The 18,658-nt window shown below is 62.5% G+C and carries 15 protein-coding genes; 9 read left to right on the top strand and 6 right to left on the bottom strand.

The window, feature by feature from the left end:
• The first annotated feature begins 129 nt into the window (after positions 1-129).
• The 3 genes from H5P28_RS17675 to H5P28_RS17665 all read left to right on the top strand — a co-directional run bounded on the left by H5P28_RS17675 (position 130) and on the right by H5P28_RS17665 (position 4,105).
• A complete protein-coding gene (locus H5P28_RS17675; protein ID WP_185677017.1) occupies positions 130-2,049 on the top strand; it encodes an ATP-binding protein in 1,920 nt (639 codons plus the stop codon).
• Between the two features lie 81 nt (positions 2,050-2,130).
• Complete coding sequence (locus H5P28_RS17670) at positions 2,131-2,409, top strand: hypothetical protein (RefSeq protein ID WP_185677016.1); 279 nt, start codon at positions 2,131-2,133, stop codon at positions 2,407-2,409.
• Between the two features lie 31 nt (positions 2,410-2,440).
• Complete coding sequence (locus H5P28_RS17665) at positions 2,441-4,105, top strand: fatty acid CoA ligase family protein (RefSeq protein ID WP_185677015.1); 1,665 nt, start codon at positions 2,441-2,443, stop codon at positions 4,103-4,105.
• Here the strand turns inward: H5P28_RS17665 and H5P28_RS17660 are convergent.
• Both H5P28_RS17660 and H5P28_RS17655 read right to left on the bottom strand, forming a co-directional pair.
• Positions 4,071-4,739 carry a hypothetical protein gene (locus H5P28_RS17660; RefSeq protein WP_185677014.1) on the bottom strand — a complete coding sequence of 223 codons (669 nt, stop codon included), beginning with the start codon at positions 4,737-4,739 and terminating at the stop codon, positions 4,071-4,073. The two genes, H5P28_RS17665 and H5P28_RS17660, sit on opposite strands and share 35 nt — an antisense overlap.
• Positions 4,740-4,757: 18 nt before the next feature.
• A complete protein-coding gene (locus H5P28_RS17655) occupies positions 4,758-6,617 on the bottom strand; it encodes a tetratricopeptide repeat protein (protein WP_185677013.1) in 1,860 nt (619 codons plus the stop codon).
• Positions 6,618-6,679: 62 nt separating this feature from the next.
• Here H5P28_RS17655 and H5P28_RS17650 point away from each other — a divergent pair, with 62 nt between their 5' ends.
• Both H5P28_RS17650 and H5P28_RS17645 read left to right on the top strand, forming a co-directional pair.
• Complete coding sequence (locus tag H5P28_RS17650; RefSeq protein ID WP_185677012.1) at positions 6,680-7,666, top strand: NAD-dependent epimerase/dehydratase family protein; 987 nt, start codon at positions 6,680-6,682, stop codon at positions 7,664-7,666.
• Positions 7,663-8,085, top strand: a complete 423-nt coding sequence (locus H5P28_RS17645) for a BTB/POZ domain-containing protein (RefSeq protein WP_185677011.1) — start codon at positions 7,663-7,665, stop codon at positions 8,083-8,085. The genes H5P28_RS17650 and H5P28_RS17645 overlap by 4 nt, the downstream gene beginning before the upstream one ends.
• 98 nt (positions 8,086-8,183) lie before the next feature.
• Here H5P28_RS17645 and H5P28_RS17640 read toward each other — a convergent pair whose 3' ends face one another.
• Complete coding sequence (locus H5P28_RS17640) at positions 8,184-8,984, bottom strand: TrmH family RNA methyltransferase (protein ID WP_185677010.1); 801 nt, start codon at positions 8,982-8,984, stop codon at positions 8,184-8,186.
• Between the two features lie 262 nt (positions 8,985-9,246).
• On the opposite strand from H5P28_RS17640, the gene H5P28_RS17635 reads away from it, so the two are divergent.
• Positions 9,247-10,497, top strand: a complete 1,251-nt coding sequence (locus tag H5P28_RS17635) for a class I SAM-dependent RNA methyltransferase (protein WP_185677009.1) — start codon at positions 9,247-9,249, stop codon at positions 10,495-10,497.
• A gap of 269 nt (positions 10,498-10,766) precedes the next feature.
• Here H5P28_RS17635 and H5P28_RS17630 read toward each other — a convergent pair whose 3' ends face one another.
• Positions 10,767-11,459 carry a lipoyl protein ligase domain-containing protein gene (locus tag H5P28_RS17630; RefSeq protein WP_185677008.1) on the bottom strand — a complete coding sequence of 231 codons (693 nt, stop codon included), beginning with the start codon at positions 11,457-11,459 and terminating at the stop codon, positions 10,767-10,769.
• A gap of 168 nt (positions 11,460-11,627) precedes the next feature.
• The gene (locus H5P28_RS17625; RefSeq protein WP_185677007.1) at positions 11,628-12,581 is read right to left on the bottom strand and encodes an SDR family oxidoreductase; all 954 of its coding nucleotides are present in this window, start codon (positions 12,579-12,581) and stop codon (positions 11,628-11,630) included.
• Positions 12,582-12,791: 210 nt separating this feature from the next.
• Between H5P28_RS17625 and hisC the strand changes: the two genes are divergently transcribed.
• On the top strand, positions 12,792-13,925 hold the full coding sequence (gene hisC / locus H5P28_RS17620; RefSeq protein WP_185677006.1) for a histidinol-phosphate transaminase: 1,134 nt from the start codon (positions 12,792-12,794) through the stop codon (positions 13,923-13,925).
• Positions 13,922-15,229 (top strand): CNNM domain-containing protein, encoded by a 1,308-nt coding sequence (locus H5P28_RS17615; protein WP_185677005.1) that lies wholly within the window; start codon positions 13,922-13,924, stop codon positions 15,227-15,229. Before hisC ends, H5P28_RS17615 begins: the two co-directional genes overlap by 4 nt.
• A gap of 251 nt (positions 15,230-15,480) precedes the next feature.
• On the opposite strand, the gene H5P28_RS17610 is transcribed toward H5P28_RS17615, so the two are convergent.
• Entirely contained in the window at positions 15,481-17,127 is a 1,647-nt protein-coding gene (locus tag H5P28_RS17610; RefSeq protein WP_185677004.1) for a tetratricopeptide repeat protein, read from the bottom strand.
• Positions 17,128-17,448: 321 nt separating this feature from the next.
• On the opposite strand from H5P28_RS17610, the gene H5P28_RS17605 reads away from it, so the two are divergent.
• Positions 17,449-18,648: an outer membrane beta-barrel protein gene (locus H5P28_RS17605; protein WP_185677003.1), complete on the top strand. Its 1,200-nt coding sequence runs from the start codon at positions 17,449-17,451 to the stop codon at positions 18,646-18,648.
• The last annotated feature ends 10 nt before the right edge of the window (positions 18,649-18,658 follow it).

Genomic DNA, 18,658 nt, shown 5'->3' with positions numbered 1-18,658 from the left:
CGGTTTTTCTTCTGGCACTCTTGCCGAGTATTAATTTATTAGCTGACGGAAGCCACCGCGTGGTCTCCTCCGCCGCTCCCGTTCAAACCTGTAACCTCTTGACCGGGCGCGGCCAACATACCTGCATTCATGCCAAGAGATCCTGGATATGAAACGCTCCGTCTGCTGGCGGATCGCCTGGATGTCGCTATCGCTATCGTCAGACACTCCGTGGAAGCGGAGGTGGGCTTTGCCGTGGACTACGTTAATCCGGCCTGGGCCCGTCTGACCGGATTGGAGCAGGGACCGCTCGAAAACGCCCTCAACCTGGGGGCGTCCTCCTGTACCGCGCTGGCAGAAATTGCTGCCGCGCTCTCCCGCCGCCAACCCTGGAGCCGCGAACTGCTTTTTGCCCGTCCCGACGGCGGCGAAATCTGGGTCGAGGCGCAACTACTGGAGCCGCAGAGGGAGTCGTCCGAATGGGCCGTTGTGCTGCGCGACCTCTCGGACAGCCGCTCGGAGCAGGCCCGGCGCGATCTGGACCGGGAGAAGCTCTCCGTCACCCTCAGTTCCATCGGGGAGGGGGTCATCACCACGGATGTGCACGGTGCGGTGGACTTCGTTAACCGCGAGGGCGAACGCCTGATCGGCCGCCGCTTGGAGTCGGTGCGGGGACGTCCGTTGAAGGAGATTTTCCGGCTGCTCGACGCCGAAGAAAAGACGGAGAATCCCTTGCCGCTGGAGCGGGTTTTCCGCAGCGGGCAGGCCGTCGGGCCGCTGGCCGACCGGCTGCTGGTTACCGCCGAGGGGATCGAGCGCAAAGTGAACTTCCTGCTCTCGCCAATTCTCGATGGGCGAGGGCGGATCACCGGTTGCGTGCTGGTTTTTTCCGACATCACCAATCAGGTGCGCCTGGAGCGCGAACTCCAGAAAAACCAGCGCATGGAGTCCATCGCGCTGCTGTCCGGGGGGATTGCCCACGACTTTAACAACATCCTGACCGGGATTCTCGGTAACATCTCGCTGGCCCGCAACCGCTGCGAGCAGGGTGACCAGCTCTTTTCCATCCTCAAGTCGGCGGAAAAGGCAGCCATGCGCGCACGGGATCTGACCCAGCAGTTGCTGACCTTTTCCAAGGGCGGGGTGCCGGTCAAGACGCGGACCTCGCTGCATGACCTCATCCGCGAGTCTTCGGGTTTCATCCTGAGCGGCTCGAACTGCCGCTGCCAGCTCAATGTGCCCGCCGACCTCTGGGCGGTCGAGGTGGATGAGGGGCAGATCGCCCAGGTCATTAACAACCTCCTCATCAACGCCACCCAGGCGATGAAAAAGGGCGGGCGCATTGAGATCCGGGCCGAAAACACCGAGCTGGGGGCCGAGCCGTCGATCCCGCTTGAGCCGGGGTTTTATGTAAAAATCGTCGTCGCTGACAACGGGCCGGGCATTCCGCCCGAAAACCTGGCCCGCATCTTCGACCCGTACTTCACGACGAAGAAGACCGGTTCCGGCCTCGGCCTGGCCACGAGCTACTCCATCGTCAAAAACCACGATGGGCATATCCTGGTTGATTCTACCCCGGACGTCGGCACGACCTTTGTCTTTTACCTGCCCGCTCTGCCCAGCGGGGCCGTCCAGGTGGAGGAGCCGGACCAGAAGCTCTACCACGGCAAGGGGCGCATCCTGCTCATGGACGATGAGAAGATGATCCGGCAAATTGCCGGAGACATGCTCACGCACCTGGGCTACGAGGTCGCCTTTGCCGCCGATGGGGAGGAAGCCGTCCGTCTCTTCGAGGAGGCGGAGCAGGCCGGGAATCCCTACGATGTCCTGATCGCGGACCTGACCGTCCCCGGTGGCCTCGGTGCGTGCGGGGTGGTCGAGCGGCTCAAGCCCCGTTATCCGCACCTCAGGAGCATCGTCACCAGCGGTTACACGAATAACCCTGTCCTGCTCAATCCCGCCCAATACGGCTTTACCGGAACGATCCAGAAGCCCTACACCATTCAGCAGATCAGTTGGGTGATCCGCAGCGTGACGGTCCCGAAAAGCACGGCCAGAAGCGGAAATTAAGGCTTTGGCGCAATTTAGACGGAAAATTTATACTTGAAGTGTTACCTAAATTCACGTCAACTGACCTTTCACACTAAGTACATGAAAAAGTCTTCTGCTTCCCTCCTCGTTGGTACTTCCGCCCTGTTCGCGCTGGTTTTCTCTGGCTGCAGCAACGTGCCGGAAGGCGTTCACCCCGCCTACGCCCGCGCAAATCAGGATTTTAATGCCGCCGGCTTCGTCAGCTACGAGCCCGGTTCCTACAAAAAGCTCCGGGACGATAATTTCAACGTTCACACGGACGAGCTCTACCCGCGCAAGAACATCTCCGGTGACAATCTGAGCCTCCTTTGGGGCACGATCGTCGTCGCTGATTACTAAGCCCGGCTCCTGACGGCCCGAGGCCCCGCCGATGGCAATTGGCAACGCCAATGTCGCTCGCTATCTGGCGCTGGCTGCCGAGACTGCCCCGGATGCGCCTGCGGTCAAGTTGCCGCATCGGCGCGAGGGTGAGCTGCGCTTCGACGCTGTTTCCTTCGGTCAACTGAAGGCGTGTGTCCGTGTGGCGGCTGCTCATCTCCGTGCCCGCGGAATTGACCGTGGCACGCGGGTGCTGTTGATGGTCAAGCCCGGCTTCGACCTGATTGTTACCGTTTTTGCCCTGTTCAAGCTCGGGGCTGTGCCCGTGGTGATCGATCCCGGCATGGGCTGGGGGCATTTCCGCGCCTGCGTGCGCCAGAGTAAGCCCGAGGCGCTGGTGGGCATCCCGGCGGCGACCTGGCTCTCACCGCTCTTGCTTCGTGGCTATCGCTTTCGCTCAAAAATCACCGTCGGCTCCCGGAGCTGGCGGACCTTGCTTGCCGGGGCGCTCTCCGGTGCGAAGGAGACCGGGAGAAGTGCGGATGCGCAAGTAGCGGTTGCCGCCCCGTCCGACCTGGCGGCGATTTTGTTTACCTCCGGCTCGACCGGGCCGGCCAAGGGCGTCCGCTACGAGCATGGGATGTTCGAGGCGCAGGTGCGGCTTTTGAAAAACCAGTACCGGGTCGAGCCGGGCGAGGTGGACCTGACCCTGCTGCCGGTTTTCGCGCTTTTCAACCCCGCGCTGGGGATGTGTACCGTGGTCCCTGAAATGGATCCCTCCCGGCCCGCCGCCGCCGATCCGGCCAAGATCGTCGAGGCCATTCAGAAGGCTGGGGTCACGAACAGCTTTGGCTCGCCTGCTTTGTGGAGCCTGATCGCCCGCTACTGCGAGCGCGAGGGCAAGACCTTGCCCTCCGTCCGGCGCATCCAGATGGCCGGGGCACCGGTCCCGCCGGGGCTGATCCGCCGGATGAAGCCGCTCCTGCCCGCGGGCGAGATCAATACCCCCTACGGTGCGACCGAGGCGCTCCCCGTGGCCACCATCAGTGGGCGCGAAGTTCTTGAAGAGACCCAGCCCCTTACTGACGAAGGGCGCGGCACCTGCGTGGGGGCGGTTTTTCCGGAAATGCAGGCGCGGATTATCCGCCTGACTGACGAGCCGCTGGCGCAAATGTCGGACGCGCTTTGCCTGCCGCCGGGCGAGATCGGCGAAATCACCGTCTGCGGCCCGAGCGTGACCAGGAGCTACGAGGCCCGGCCTGACGCTACCGCCGCCGCCAAGCTCAGCGACCCCGCCGACCCGGCCAAAATCTGGCACCGCATGGGCGATCTGGGCTACTTCGACGAGCGCGGGCGGCTCTGGTTCTGCGGGCGTAAGGCCGAGCGCGTGCGCACGGCGCAGGGCGACCTTTACACGGACTGCTGCGAGGCGATTTTCAACCGGCAACCGGACGTTTACCGCAGCGCGCTCATCGGGCTGGGCCAGCCCGGCAAGCAGGTCCCGGCCATCGTGATCGAGCCCGAGCCGGGGAAATTCCCCTCCACGCCCAGCGCCCGTCAAGCCTTTGAGAAAAAAATCCTCGCCGTCGCCGCCACGCACCCGGTTACGTCTCCGGTCAAACGGGTCTTTTTCGAGCAACGCTTCCCGGTGGACGTGCGCCACAATGCCAAGATTCACCGCCTCACTCTGGCGAAGAAGTTTTCAAAAGCGCTTTAGTCGTATCAGGGGTTCCGGTACCTTGACTGATCGCGGTGCCAGGGCGGATGTCGGTGGACTTTGGGGCGGATGACTTTTTCGCTTCTTCCGTGAGTCCGAGCGCGCTCGCGAAGTGCTCAATCGTACTGAGCGGAGTGCTGGTCGCGGTCTGCGGGCTGGTACCGAAGGCCATCGGTGCGCAGAGCGCCTGTAGCCGGGCTTCGTCGTTACTGACAAACAGGGTGGCGGCATTCTGCCCGCTGCCGGCCGTATAGCAACTGAAGGTATTCAGCCCGAGCGCGGCCAAGTGGGCTTTCGTCTCTTTTCCCAAGGCGACTTTTTGCACCTCGTTCAAGGGGCTGCCGGTCAGCATGGCAGAGATTTTTCGTTGTCGCTGGCCGAGGGCGGCTTCGGACTTCGCCGTTGCCTTGTCGGCCTCGGTGAGGCCGATAATCGTCAGCATGATTTTTTCCTCCCCCGGAAAGACCACTGAGCCGAGGCGGTTGGCGAGTTCGGTCGTGGTTGCGGTTGTCTCGACTTGGGCGGAGTTGTCGTTGAGACAGAATCCGCCGCCCAGATCCTGGACGGCGTGGAGCGTGGGCAGAGTCGAAGCGCAGGCGAGCGCGAGTATCAGGTGAGAGGGAAGTAATCGCATGAAAGAGAACTGGGTGGGTCAGGGCAGGGTTGTCAGGCGACGGACGGCTGCGAGGTCAGCCTCGGCAGCTTTGGTCTGCCCCAGCTTTCTATAGAGTAAGGCCCGCTGCTCGTATGTTCCGGCAAAGTCGGGGTTGAGTGAGAGCGCGTGGGTAAAATCTTCAATGGCCGCCTCGGTCTGGCCGGTCTCGGCCAGGAGTAGACCCCGGTTAAAATACACCTGCCACACGTCGGGGCGGAGCGCGAGGGCGGCGCCGTAGTCGGCCAGCGCGGCGGTGGATTTGCCCTGCTGGTGATAAAGCAGGCCCCGGTTGACATAGGCTTCGTAAAGCTCCGGGTCACGCTCCAGCGCGTCTCCGAAGTCGGCTTCAGCCTTGGCGGTTTTTCCGGCCCGCAGGTTGAGGATGCCCCGGTTGTTGTAGGGCTGGGCGGGAGCCGGGTTGAGGGAAATCGCCGTGTCGAGATCGGCGCGGGCGGCGGCGTCCTGCCGGGCGTTGACGCGGATCTCCCCGCGCCGGGCGTAGGCGGCGGCGTAGCCGGGGTCGAGTTCGATGGCCCGGTCGAGGTCGGCCAGTGCGCCTTCGTAGCCGCCGAGTTTGCCGGTCGTGGCACGGTTGAAGTAGGCGACGTAGTTGGTTTCGTCGGCCTCGATGGCCTGGCTCCAGAGGGTGTCGGCGCTCTCCCAGACCTGCGTCTGGCGCGTGGTGGCAAAGGTCAGTAGCGCCACCACCACGACCATGCCCACGGCGAAGAGCTTCTTCTGCTGCGGCCAGCGGCGGCTGGCCCACAGCCCGGCGGCGGCCAGGCCGAGCGCGGGCACGATACCGGCCAGGTAGGTGTAGCGGTCGGCGGCGAGTTGGGAGCCGCTCTGCGCCAGTCCGGAGATGGGGGCCAGCAGCACGAGAAAGACCAGCCAACCGGCCAGCAGGGCGGGAAAGCGCCTCGCCCGCAGGATCAACGTCCCCGTGATTACGACCGTGACGGCGGCCCCGGCGATCATGGCCGGGGACCACGGGTTGAAGTCGCCCCGCAGCAGGTAGAGGGGGGAAAGGTCGAGTGGGAGGGCGGTTTTTTCTAGATAAAAAGCCGGGCTCCAGGCCGCCTGCATGAGCCGGGCGTCCCAGCCGTGGGCATCGAGAGAGGCCATGGCCTCCTCGGATTGGGCGGCGGCGGCCAGCAGGGCGAAGCCGACCGCGAGCACGGCGAAAGGGGCCAGCTCCAGCGCGATTTTTTTCCAGCTATGCCGATGGAGCGGCCGCCAATACAGGATCAGCAGCACGGCGGGAAAAACGATGCCCCAGGCTTTCGAGAGCAGTGAGGCCGCGAAGGTGAGCAGGCTCAAGGCGTAAAAAAGCCCTCGCCGGTGCGACCCGTCCTGCGCCCGCAGCCAGGCCAGCAGACTCAGTAGCAGAAAGAACAGCGATAGCACGTCGCGGCGCTCCGTCACCCAGACGGCGGACTCGACCCGCAGCGGATGCAGGGCGTAAAAGAGCGCCCCGAGCACGGCCCAGGCCAGGCGTCGGCGTTCGTGGCCGTCGCGAGGGAGCAGGTGCGTGAAGAGGATAAAAACAAGCGCGGCGTTGAGCGCGTGCAGGGCGAGGTTGACCGCGATGTAGCCGCGCGGGTGCAGGCCGCCGGCGGCGTGGTTGAGCGCGTAGGAGAGCCAGGTCAGCGGCTGGTAGTGCCCGCCGTGGAAGTTCGTGGCCATCCAGCGCAGGTGCTCTGCCCCGAGCCCGCGAAAGTGCTCGTTGGCGGTGAGATTCATCTCGTCGTCCCAGACGAAGCCGTTTTCCAGCGCGGGCAGCAGCGGCAGCAGCGCGAGCACGGCGACGGCCAGCGCAAAGGGCCAGCGGGGCAGGGGACGGGCGGATTTCTCCATATCCGCTCCATGCTTGGGAAAAAAGGTTGGCAAGCAAGCCCGCACTCCCCACCGTCGCCCCTATGAAGGTACTGGTCACGGGAGGCGGCGGCTTTCTCGGCCGCCATGTGGTGGAGCGGCTGCTGGCGCGCGGACTGGAGGTCCGCGTGCTTGGGCGCTCGGCTCAACCGGAGCTGGAGAAGCGCGGCGTCGAGATTGTTCGGGGCGACATCGCCGACGCGACGGCGGTGGACCGGGCGGTGGCCGGGACAGAGGCGGTCTTCCACGTCGCGGCCAAGGCCGGAGTCTGGGGCCCGCGTGAGGAGTACTTCAGCGCCAATGTCTTGGGCACGCGCCACGTGCTCGCCGCCTGCGTGCGCCACGGCGTGGGACGGCTTGTCTATACGAGCACGCCGAGCGTGGTCTTTACCGGGGAGGCGTTTTCCGGCGCGGACGAGTCGCTGCCCTACGGGAAAAACTGGCTCTGCCCCTACCCCGAAACCAAGGCGCAAGCCGAACGCGAAGTCCTCGCCGCCAGCGGCCATGACGGCCTGTTGACCTGCGCCCTGCGCCCGCATCTGATCTGGGGCGTGGGCGACCCGCACATTGTCCCGCGTCTGGTGGACCGCGCCCGCCGGGGTCGCCTGCGCATCGTCGGCGACGGCACGAACCGGGTGGACATCACCCATGTCAAAAACGCCGCCCTCGCTCACGAACTGGCCTTTGACGCGCTGGAAAAGGGCACCGCCGCCGGGCGGGCGTATTTTCTCTCACAGGGCGAGCCGGTCGTCCTGTGGGACTGGATCAACAACTTGCTCTCGCGCTTGGGCGAGCCGGTCGTCAAGCGCCGCATCTCCGCCCGCACGGCCTACCGCGCGGGCCGGGCGCTGGAGTGGATTTACGAAAAATTCCGCCTGCCGGGCGAACCGGCCATGACGCGCTTCGTCGCGGTCGAGCTGTCCAAGGACCACTGGTACGACATCTCCGCCGCCCGTCGCGACCTCGGCTACGCGTCCGAAGTCTCGACCGAAGCGGGTTTGGATGAACTGGTTGAGGATTGGATGTCATGAAGAAAGTGGGTAAATTTATCGCCGTTTTTCTCCTTTGCGTACTCAGCTACTGGGGAGGAGCTTTTTTTCATGGGCATCGCTACGAAGAGCGGGAAATACAGGCCATCCCCTTTGAGTTCGGGGAGATTAAAGTCGTTTCGGGTGTCGACCGATCGGGACCTGATTTGCTGCCTATGGGGGCAGAGTGGATTCAGTTTACTGGGGAGGAGCCCTTGGATTATGCGGTTATCCTTTTTCGATCCGATATGAGAGTGAAATCGCCCAAGCCGCAGTTGCAGCATCTGGTGGTTAACGGAAAAGATATCTCGTGGGACGATACGAACTATTCTTATCGCCTGCACATTGATTGGCTATCGGCGTCACCCTTGGAAAACTCTCGCTCGGGTATGGTTGACGCGACCGAAGCCGCGTCTCGTTAGACTTTCGCGTCCAGATGATGAGAGCGGAAAATGTATCCGCTCCCATGCCTTTGCCCCAGGCAAAGGCATCCGTGATCCGAAGGATCACAGGTGCAGGACTATGTCCTGCTCTGGCGTTGGCGGACGGACTCGAAGAGGACGACGGCGGCGCTGACGGAGACGTTGAGCGAGTCACCGCTTCCCTGTAGTGGAATCTGGATACATGCGTCGGCCTTTTCCAGCCAGAACGGGCTCAGCCCCTCGGCCTCGCTGCCCATGAGCAGCGCGCAGGGGGCGGCGAGGTCCGCGCTCCAGTGCGGGAGCGTGGCTGCCGGGGTGGTGGCGTAGAGCTTGATTCCGTGGGCGGCCAGCCAGGCGTGGGCGGCCTCGGGTTCCATTGCCAACACGGGAAAGGTGAAGACCAGCCCGCGCGAATTGCGGATGACGTGCGGGTTATAGAGGTCGGCCCCACCGCTGACGATGACGGCGTCGGCCCCGGCAATTTCGGCGCTGCGGATGATTGCGCCGAGGTTGCCCGGCTTTTCCACACCCTCTAGCACGACGATAAGCGGGGCGGGCTTGAGGGTGAGGGCGTCGGGGGCGATTTCGGGCGCGGTAAAGACAGCGGCCAGCCCGTCCGGATTTTCACGGCGGGAGAGTTTTTCAAAAACCGACTTGGGAACACGGAAGGTTTCCGCCGCTGCCGTGGCCAGTTGCCCGGCCAACGCGGAATCGTACCCGGCCTGCTCCGGGCATTGCCAGCTCTCGGCGCAGGTGAGCCCGGCCCGGAGGGCGCGCTCCAGCTCCAGCCGTCCCTCGACGAGAAATTGTCCGGCGGCGGCGCGGCCCTTGCGTTCGTGCAGGCGCATGGTTTGTTTGAGCCGGGGGTTCTGGCGCGAGGTGATTTCGGTCACGGGCATAGCTTGGGAAAACGTCGGAAATGGCTAGACCGTGTAATTTGACGCAACGATAAGGTGGGGTCCAGATTTTACTCAGTAGTCTGGGAAACCGGGGGGAGGGGAAGTTCGTTTGTGTTGGCGGCAAGAGCCGCATTCCATGCCGCAGCTCCGAGCGGAGGCATCAGTGATCCGGAGGATCACAGGTGCAGGACTCTGTCCTGCTGCTGCTGCATTTGCTTTGACGCGGCGGGGGCGGGCGTGAATATAACCGACCCTGACTGTTATGACTTCGCCTCAGGCCCCGAAGAACTTCAAGCCCGAGCCCTTCGCCTATCACGAGGAGCTGGAACTGCGCGTGGACACACTGACGAACCTCGGCTCCGGCCTCGGGCGCGTCAACGGCTGGGTCGTGATGGTGCCCTTCGCGCTCCCCGGCGAGCGCGTGCGCGTGCGTGTTTACCGCAACCACAAACAGCACTCCGACGCCGACCTGCTGGAAATTATCGAGCCTTCGCCCGAGCGGGTGGACCCGCTTTGCCCGCTGTTCGGAACCTGTGGCGGTTGCCAGTACCAGCACATGAGTTACGCCGCGCAGCGTGAGTGGAAGCGCCAGCAAGTCTCGGAACTGCTCGTGCGCCTGGCCGGGATTACCCATCCGGTCAACCCGACCCACGGCTCCCCGCGCGAGTACCACTACCGCTCCAAGCTGACCCCGCACTACCCGAAGCCCTTTAAGCCAAAGCCCGGCGAAGCCGCCACGCCGAAGCGCGAGATGCCCATCGGGTTTCTCCATCAGGGGCAGCGCAACCGCATCGTCGATGTACCCGCTTGCCCCATTGCCACTGAGGCGATCAACGAGGCCCTGCCGACCGAGCGCAAGCGTATCCGGGAGCGTTCGGCCAAGCTGAAAAAAGGCGGTACGCTCCTGTTGCGGCACACGCTGGATGGCGTGACCACGGACAACAACGCCTCCGTGACCGAGAAAATCGGGCCGGTTGTGTTTCAATTTCTGGCGGGCGATTTTTTCCAGAACAACCCTTTTATCCTGCCCGAGTTGGTGGACTTTGTGATGGAGCGCGCCTGTATCGACGGTGTGCGTTACCTGGTAGACGCCTACTGCGGGGTCGGGGTCTTCGCGCTGTGCGGGGCGCGGCGCTTCGAGCGCGTGGCCGGGGTCGAGGTCAACGCCAGTGCGGTAAAGTGGGCCAACGCCAACGCCGCCATCAACGGCATTAAGAACGCCGAGTTCTACATCGGCGAGGCCGAGTCGATCTTTTCCGCCATCAACTTCCCCGGCGACGAAACCGCCATGATTATCGACCCGCCCCGTGCCGGTTGCGACGAAGCCTTTATCCGGCAACTGCTCGCGCTCGGCCCGCGCCGCGTGGTCTATGTTTCCTGCGACCCCTCCACCCAGGCCCGCGACCTGAAAATGCTCCTCACCGGCGGCTACACCCTGGAGGAAGTCCAGCCCTTCGACCTCTTTCCGCAAACCCGCCACATCGAAAACGTTGCCGTCCTCCGGTTGGGATAGAGATAGGGAGGGAGGGGGGATACTGGGCTTGTGCAGCCCAGACCCGCAGCAGGCATAGCCTGCACTTTCGATACTGCGTATCGCGTCAGCGTTTGTTGAAAAAAGCACGGCTCTTTTCAACAAACGCTGAGGAGTATCAAAACTGGGTCGCCACCATTTTATGAGCGCATACCTTGGAGTAGGCACGCAGTGCCGAAGGGGTAGCGTCCCTCATCGCTTCCGGGTGCAACCGGGGGCGGGTCCGGGCTGCACAAGCCCAGGAAAAACAGCTAGTGTGAACGTTTCCTGGTCCACGCATCGGAGGCGAAGCGGGCGGTTTCGCGGGCGAGGCGTTGTTCGTCCCAGTCGGGCCAGGGGGTGGGCGTCGGGGTCGTATTGAAAAGCTGTGACAGGGCGCCGGTGAAGTCGTCGGCAAACTGTATCCAGTTTATGGATACGGGCAGGCGGCGGGTGATGCTGCCCTGCACGAGGAGGCCGTTGCGGGTGCGCTTCTGGGCGGCTCCGGCGATTTTTTCGCCGCCGGGGAGGGTGAGGTCATGTTGCTCGGGTTGTTCGAAGCAGACCGCGTGCAGGCCGTCGGCGCTTTTGACCGTGTGCAGGCCGCAGGCCAGCCCCTGCGCGGCAAAGGCGGCGGCGATTTGCTCGTGGACCAGCCGGTAGAGCGCGGCGGGGCCGTCGCGGTAGCCGCGACCGCCCGGCGGGACGACGAGGGCGTAGGTCCAGTCGTCGAGGTGCCCGACGAGGCCGCCGCCGGTGGGGCGGCGTACGAGTTGGGCACCTCGGGCGAGGATGTGCTCGTGGGTTTGGTTAAACGCCTGCGACAGCCCGAAGCTCCACGCCGGGCCGCTCCACCCGTAGTGCCGAAAGCGCGGTGTATCCATTATTGGATACGCATCCAGTAGCATCAGGTCCGTGGCCATGTTGGCGGCGGCTGAGGCGGTGCGTGTGGGCAGAATGTGCATCGGGGGAATGTGATTTAACCGCAAAGACGCAAAGGCACAAAGGAAGCGGCGGAGGCGGCAGTGTTTCGGCTTCTTGAGCTTTATCTCGTTACCGCTCTCGTGAATCCCTGTGGTACCGATTATTGGCTCACTTTGCGCCTTTGTGTCTTTGTGGTTAATCTCTTCTGATCAAAAATCCACGCCCTTCTTGAGCCGGACGGGGGCGGCGGAGCGGCCGCTGGCTTGTTCGTACCAGTCGCGGCAGTCGGCGGGGACGAGCATTTCGTCGAGCTGGAACTCGTAGGAGAGGGGGACGGTCTTGAGCTTGCCCACGAGCGGGGCCAGTTCGAAGCGCAGGTCGGTCGGTCGGCTGGCGTCGTCGCAGGTGACGGGCTCGATGAGGTCTTCGGGCAGGCCGAAGCGCTCCAGGATGCGGCGGCCCATTTCGTAGCGGGTGACGGTTTCGTTCCCGGCCCAGTGGAAGATGCCGTGCAGGTTGCGGCGTTCGCACAGCTCGACGAGGAGTTCGCCGAGATTGGCGGCGGAGAGGGGCTGGCGGATTTCGTCGGTGTAGAGGGTGGGGCGCTTTCCGGCGGCCCAGGCGTGGAAGAGCTTTTCGTGGACGGAGCGGTTGCCCGAGGGGCTGTTGCCGGTGAGGATGGGGATGCGCAGGACAGTGGCCTCGTCCACGCCGTGTTCGAGGACTTCGCGCTCGGCCAGGAGCTTGAGCTGGCCGTAGAGGCCCATCGGGATCGGCAGGTCGGTCGAGCGGTAGGGGGTGCCCTGCTGCCCGTCGAAGACCATGTCGGTCGAGAGGTGGATGAGGCGGCAGCCGAGGTGATGGGCGACCTGCGCCAGTCGGCGGGGCAGGGCGACGTTGAGCTTCTCGGCGCGGGCGGGGTCGGCGTCGCAGTCGGCGGGGCTGGAGACGGCGGCGGCGTGGATAATCACGTCGGGAAAAATCTCCAGCAACGGCCCAACGACGTTCTCCGGCTCGGAGAGGTCGATCTGGTGCAGCTCCAGCCCGGGCAGTTCCGGCTGGCGCGAGTGGTAAAAGGCGTGGACTTCGTGGTTGCGGGCGCGGGCGGCGCGGGCGGTGTTGAAACCGGCCAGGCCGGAGGCTCCAGTCAGGGCAATTTTCATGGCGGGTATGAGGTTAAAGGGCTAAAAGGTTGGTGGCGGGTGGGTTGTCAGGGGGTAACGACGGGGACGTTTCCAGTAATATTTAAAACAACAGGGCGGATATATCGCCCTGCGGTTTTTATTCGGGGTACGATTGGCGTGGTCTGTGCTCGCGCATATTATAAGATTGCAAGCGGGAGGAGGTATGACAGCCTAGGGGGTCTTTTTCAAATGAAATACCGTGAATTGGTCAGGCCGGGAGTGCTCTCCCTGCCGGTTTATGAGCCGGGTCGGCCGATTGAGGACGTGGCACGCGAATTCGGCCTCGACCCCAGCGGCGTGCTCAAGCTCGCCTCCAATGAAAACGCCCTGGGCCCCTCGCCCAAGGCGGTTGAAGCCGCGGCCCAGGCCATGCGGCACGCCCACCTGTATCCGGATGGCGGGGCACTCGCGCTGCGCCAGAAGCTGGCCGAGGTGCGCGGGCTCAAGCCGGAGCAGATCTTTGTCGGCACCGGCTCGAACGAAGTCATGGTGCTGCTGGCGCAGGCGTTCGCGGGCCCCGGCGACGAGATTATTTTCGGTGAGTACGCCTTTATCGTGTACAAGCTGGCGGCGCTGCTTTTCGGGGCGAAACCCGTCTCCGTGCCGATGCCCAACCTGGCGCACGACCTCGACGCCATGGCGGGCGCCGTGACCGACCGCACGAAGATCATCTTCCTGCCCTGCCCGAACAACCCGACCGGCACCCTGACCGACCCGGACGACCTCAAGTCCTTTATCCGGCAACTGCCGCCGCACGTGATTTTCTGCTTCGACGAAGCCTACGCCGAGTACCTGGAAAACCCGGTGGACCTGCGTCCGCTCATCGACGAGGGGCACAAGGTTTTCTGCACCCGGACCTTTTCCAAGATCTACGGCCTGGCCTCGCTGCGCGTGGGCTACGGCTACGGCGACCCCGAGCTGATCGCGCTTCTGAATCAGGTGCGCCAGCCCTTCAACAGCACCGGCGTGGGCCAGGCGGCCGCCTTGGCGGCGCTCGACGACCACGAGTTCGTGGCTCGCTCGCGCGCCTCCAATGCCGCCGGACTGCGGCAACTGACCGAGGGGCTGGAGCGTCTCGGGCTGGAGTGCCCGCCGAGCCGGGCGAACTTCGTGCTCATGGGCGTGGCCGATTCGCGGACCGTCTTTGAGCTGCTGGAGGCGCAGGGGATCATTGTCCGCCCGCTGCACGGCTACGGCCTCTCGCAATACCTGCGGGTAACGGTGGGGACGGCTGAGGAAAACCAACGGCTGCTGTCGGCTCTGGAAGAGATTCTGGCCGGCCCGCAGGCCGCATCCGTGAAAGGGGCGCTCGAGCGACGGTGAACCTGACCGCCATCGATATCCTGTTGTACGGAGTTTTTCTCCTCCTTCTGCTGTTTATTAACGCGATGCTGGTCGTCTGTGAGATCAGCATGGTCAAGCTGCGTTACAGCCTGCTGGACGACGAGGAGATGGAGCGCCTGCGCAAGAGCCGCCGGGTGGCCCTGCTGCTGGATCGTGGCGGCCAGATCGCCCAGGTGCTGCGCTTCGGCGTGCTCCTGACCACGGTCGGGCTCGGGCTGGTGCTGGTGCCGACGATCTTTTTCCTCATCGGGAAGATCGAGTGGTTTTCCGTTCAGCCGGGCAAGATCCTGCTGATCTTTTTCACCTTCGTGCTCACGGTCTCGCTCACGAGCATCTTCGGTTTTCTGGTGCCGCGCGCCATTGCCATGGCCCATCCGAAGGACTCGCTGCGCTTCTCCTCGTGGTTCATCCTTGGGTTTGTCACGCTGGTCTCACCCTGGTCGCGCCTGCTGCGCAAGGTCGCCGGGCTCATTCTCCAGCCCTTCCAGCTCAAGCTGAAGGAAGACTTCAACGTGCTCGATTACGAGGTGCAGATCCGGGCGCTGGGTGAGGAAGACATTACCCTGAGCCCGCGCATCCGCAACCTCCTGCGCAACGCACTGCGCATCCGCGACCTGGAAGTCTCGGACGTGCTGCTGCCGCGCAACCAGGTCAAGTACATGGACATCACGCTCCCGGTGGATGAGAACCTGGCCATGGGCCGCGAGAGCGGTCATACGCGTTTCCCGCTGTGCGAGGAGGATCTCGACCACTGCATCGGGCTGATCCATATCAAGGACATCTTCCGTCGCAAGGGGCAGATCTCGGATCTGCTGCGCATCCGTCGCCATATGCCTGCTTTCAGCCAGTCCGACCCGCTGGAAAATGCCATGGAAACGATGCTCCAGCAGAAATTCCACATGGCCGTGGTCAAGGACGAGTTTGGCGGTACGCTGGGGCTGATTACCCTGGAGGGGATTCTCGAAGTGCTGGTCGGAGACATTCAGGACGAGTTCGATGTCAACGAGGCCGCCATGGTCCGCCCGATGGGCAAGGAGGCCTTCCATGTGGATGGTCTCACGCCCCTGCATGATCTGGAGGAAGCGCTCAACATCGACGTGGGCGACACCGAGGTCTCGACTTTCGGCGGCTGGATTACGGACGAGCTTGGGCGCATGCCCGACGCGGGCGAGAGCTTCGAGATCGACGAGCCCCCGCTCGAAGTCACCATCCTTGAAGTGGACGAAAAGCGTATCCTCTCGGCCACGGTGCGCGTGCGAGCTGACGACGAGGATGAGGATTGAAGTCCGTTTTGGGGGAAGATTAAGAAGGAAATGCCTGCTCTCGGTAGCGGTTTGAAGAAGACCATCGCCCCGCACAAAAAGGAGTGATCCGCAGGATCACAGGTGCAGGACTCTGTCCTGCCGCAGGTTTGGGGCGCGCAGCCCCAATACTTGTCCAAGATTAAGCCGCAGTTTTGGACGAAATAGACCTTTATTGGAAATGCGCTGCCGGTATCGGCCCGGCCCTTGCTGGCGGGGGGCTGCCGGTTGGCTCAGCTCGGGCGCTGCTTGTCGGGGTGGATGATCGTATCGAGCTCGATGAGCAGGGTCTCGCGGTCCTGAGTGAAGATGAACCGGTCGCTCCCGAGGCTGCGATAGGCCTTTTGGAGGAGTTCCACCGAGGGGCGGCGCATTTGCAGAAGCTTTTTCAGGTAAGTGCCGAGCTGGGCGGAGTTGCCCATGTCGATCTCCAGCTCGATCAGGCGGGAGAGGGCGGCCTGATTGTCGGAGTTGTCGTGGATGGCCTTGACCAGAATCTTCCGTGCCTGCTCCTTGCCGCCCATTTCGGTGAAGCGGCGAGAGACGGCGATCAGCGTATCCACGCGGACGTTGCCCTGCTTGAGGAACTGCTCCAGGTACATGTCGCTGTAGTCCTTGTTGCCGATGCCGTGGTAAGCGACCGAGCGCAGGCTGTTAAACACGCCCATGTTGCGCTCCATCCACTCGGGCTTTTCCTTGGAGAGCTCCTCGGTGAAGTCGATGGCGCCCTGGTAGTCGCCGCCGGTGATATGGGCCTCGACCAGCAGGAGGGCGAAGGGGGCGATGTTGAAGTCGTTTTCCAGGGCGGTTTCGTAAATGCGGCGGGCCAGATCGACGCGGCCGGAGTCGGTGGCGTAGTTGGCCAGGGCGATGAGGGCCTTGTCGTCATCCCCGAACTGGGCGAGGATGGCTTCGGCCTCGCGGTCGGCGCGTTCGGGCTTGTCGGTGTTATCCAGGCTGTAGAGCAGGTCGATCCGGGGGGTGACGCTCAACGGGGCGTTGATGTTACGCAAAACCGCGTAGCGACGTGCCTTGGCGTGGGCTCCCATGTCGCGGTAGAAGCGGCTGAGCAGGGCGTAAACCGGTTCGTCGTTGGGATATTTGCCGATGGAGGTTTCCAGCTTGGAAATCGCGGCCTGTTGCTGTCCCCGGTCCCAACTGATGCGGGCGGAGAGCAGGGTGCCTTCGAGGTCGTTGTCGAGGTCGTACTGGCGGATGTAGTCCTCGGCCTGGTCGAAGTCGCCGCGGTAGTAGTGGGCGGTAGCGGCAGCCAGAGCGAGCAGGCGCTGGACTTCCGCATCCGGGTTTTTGCTCAAAATGGTGTCGGCGACATCCATCACTTCCTGGTCCTGCTGATAGCGCAGGAGCAGTTGGATGTAGCGTTTGAGGTAGTCCTTGTCGTTACCGGCGTAGGGGATACCGCCGCGCATCAGGCTAATGGCCTCCTCGGGTTGGCGCTTGGCCAGAAGGGCGAATTCGGAGAGCAGGGTGCGTCCTTCCAGGTTGGTCGGGTTGTGGGCTACGCCCGAGCGCAGGTAGAAGTAGGCTTTACGTACGTCGTTTTCCTTGAGGTAGTTTTTGGCCTCCTGGATTTCGTAATCCCCGCGCTGTTGCTGGAACTTCTCCATATTGAAGGGCAGGGCCATGACTTGGCCAAAGGAAACCCCCTTGTAGCCCTTGTTTTCCTTGAAATAGAAGTAGATGGCGGTGGCTCCGGCCAGGTATCCCGCAATAACCAGCAGGGCCAGAATGCCGAAGATCCGCCCCCATAGAAAGCGGATGCGCCATTTGCCGCTGGGGCCACGTTGTCGCAGGGCGAGTCCAAGCAGGATGGTTTTGCGGTTATTCCGGGAGGATGCTTTGGAAGATTGTCTGGCCATGGTGGAGGCGGCGTCCGGAGATCACCGTTCAGTTTTTTATTGGAAGAGATGGATTGAGATAAGGGGACAGGTCATCTTTGGTAACGTTTCATGAAAATCAATGCGGATTTTACTAATCATTGGCGCGAATAGGGTTTTTTTGACTCGTCTCCGGGTGTAGAACTCTCTTGACTCGTCAGTTAGAGTGTGGCAAACCGGGGGATATATCTGTTCAAATTATATTTGGCATAGTTAGTCTTGCTTTGCTCTAAGGTTTTCAACAACCTGTCGGGTACAAGTGGCTCCTAACACCTAAATCACACTACCTGCTGCAAACCGTCTATGAAAAAACAATCTACACTCTCAGCCCTAATCGGAGTTGCTGCCCTCCTCGCGGGTGGTACTTCGGCGCAAGCGGCTCCACTCGTAACCGTCGCCGATACGGTTGACGTATTCTTTAACGGCCTGGTTGCCGGACGCTTCCAGACGAATGTTTTTAACTCGCCGAACACAGAGGACGACTTCCTCTTCATCCTCGGCCCCGGCGTTGAGATGAACGTCGGGCGCAACAGCATGGCGAATCTCCGCGTCATGTTCCGCGAAGACTTCTATTTTTATAATCGGTTTGATAGCCTGAATACCCAGCGCGCCAACCTCTATATTGATGGCAGCTACGCGAACGGTCCGCTTTCGACCGAGGCCGGGTTCTCCTACGTTCAGACCCAGCAAAATACCCAGAACACGCTGATTCCGGGTAACCTCGCCACTCAGGCCAACCTCGTTAAGCGCGACCTTTACAACGCTTATGCAAATGGCCAGTATGATTTCTCCCAGAAGTACTGGATGGCTGGCGGCTTTGCCTGGAATCGCGTCGAGTACACCAATAACGCTACTTTTGGAGACGCCTACTCGAACTATGATTCGTACTCTGTACCGGTGGACTTTTTCTATCGTGTGACTCCGAAGTGGAGCATCGGTCCTGGGTTCCGCTACCGCTACACAGATACGCAAGGTACCTCTACACAGCCGGCCCGCCATTACAGCGACTACTTCTTTAATCTGGCGCTCACGGGCGAAGTCCTGCCGAAGCTCAATGCCAAGCTGAACATCGGTTACCAGCTCCGTGACGGTAGCGGTGTCAGCAATGACGGGCGTTTCGCCATGGATTCCACCTTCAGCTATAACTACTCGGAAAAGCTGACCCTCCTTCTCGATATCGGCAAGGACTTCGGTGTCGGCGGTCAGGGTACCTCGATCGACGAGATTGGTGTTGGTGTGGGCGCTCGTTACGCCATCACCCCCTATGTTTCAGCCCAGGCTGACTTCGACTATTACAACACCGAATATCAGAACCAGACTGGTGCCGGTACCAATGCCGGTCGTGAGGACAATACCTATATCGCTGGTGCTTCGGTTACCTGGACTCCGGACCCGATCATCAGCCTGAGCTTGGGTTACTCCTACTTTAAGAATGACTCCAACCGTGCTGGACTCACCTACGACAACAATATTGTCAATCTCCAGGCGGTCATTCGCTACTAATTAGCCAATC

The organism is Ruficoccus amylovorans (assembly GCF_014230085.1).
Lineage (GTDB): Bacteria > Verrucomicrobiota > Verrucomicrobiia > Opitutales > Cerasicoccaceae > Ruficoccus > Ruficoccus amylovorans.
The sequence above is the reverse complement of the archived record's forward strand: the minus strand, read 5'-3'. Positions and strand labels throughout refer to the sequence as shown.

Excerpts from the sequence above, each read along its gene's own strand:
- H5P28_RS17610 (WP_185677004.1), bottom strand. The coding sequence starts at position 17,127 with ATGGCCAGACAATCTTCCAAAGCATCCTCCCGGAATAACCGCAAAACC.
- H5P28_RS17670 (WP_185677016.1), top strand. The coding sequence starts at position 2,131 with ATGAAAAAGTCTTCTGCTTCCCTCCTCGTTGGTACTTCCGCCCTGTTC.
- H5P28_RS17635 (WP_185677009.1), top strand. The coding sequence starts at position 9,247 with ATGACTTCGCCTCAGGCCCCGAAGAACTTCAAGCCCGAGCCCTTCGCC.
- H5P28_RS17630 (WP_185677008.1), bottom strand. The coding sequence starts at position 11,459 with ATGCACATTCTGCCCACACGCACCGCCTCAGCCGCCGCCAACATGGCC.
- H5P28_RS17660 (WP_185677014.1), bottom strand. The coding sequence starts at position 4,739 with ATGCGATTACTTCCCTCTCACCTGATACTCGCGCTCGCCTGCGCTTCG.
- H5P28_RS17650 (WP_185677012.1), top strand. The coding sequence starts at position 6,680 with ATGAAGGTACTGGTCACGGGAGGCGGCGGCTTTCTCGGCCGCCATGTG.
- H5P28_RS17605 (WP_185677003.1), top strand. The coding sequence starts at position 17,449 with ATGAAAAAACAATCTACACTCTCAGCCCTAATCGGAGTTGCTGCCCTC.
- H5P28_RS17665 (WP_185677015.1), top strand. The coding sequence starts at position 2,441 with ATGGCAATTGGCAACGCCAATGTCGCTCGCTATCTGGCGCTGGCTGCC.
- hisC (WP_185677006.1), top strand. The coding sequence starts at position 12,792 with ATGAAATACCGTGAATTGGTCAGGCCGGGAGTGCTCTCCCTGCCGGTT.
- H5P28_RS17625 (WP_185677007.1), bottom strand. The coding sequence starts at position 12,581 with ATGAAAATTGCCCTGACTGGAGCCTCCGGCCTGGCCGGTTTCAACACC.
- H5P28_RS17645 (WP_185677011.1), top strand. The coding sequence starts at position 7,663 with ATGAAGAAAGTGGGTAAATTTATCGCCGTTTTTCTCCTTTGCGTACTC.
- H5P28_RS17640 (WP_185677010.1), bottom strand. The coding sequence starts at position 8,984 with ATGCCCGTGACCGAAATCACCTCGCGCCAGAACCCCCGGCTCAAACAA.
- H5P28_RS17655 (WP_185677013.1), bottom strand. The coding sequence starts at position 6,617 with ATGGAGAAATCCGCCCGTCCCCTGCCCCGCTGGCCCTTTGCGCTGGCC.
- H5P28_RS17675 (WP_185677017.1), top strand. The coding sequence starts at position 130 with ATGCCAAGAGATCCTGGATATGAAACGCTCCGTCTGCTGGCGGATCGC.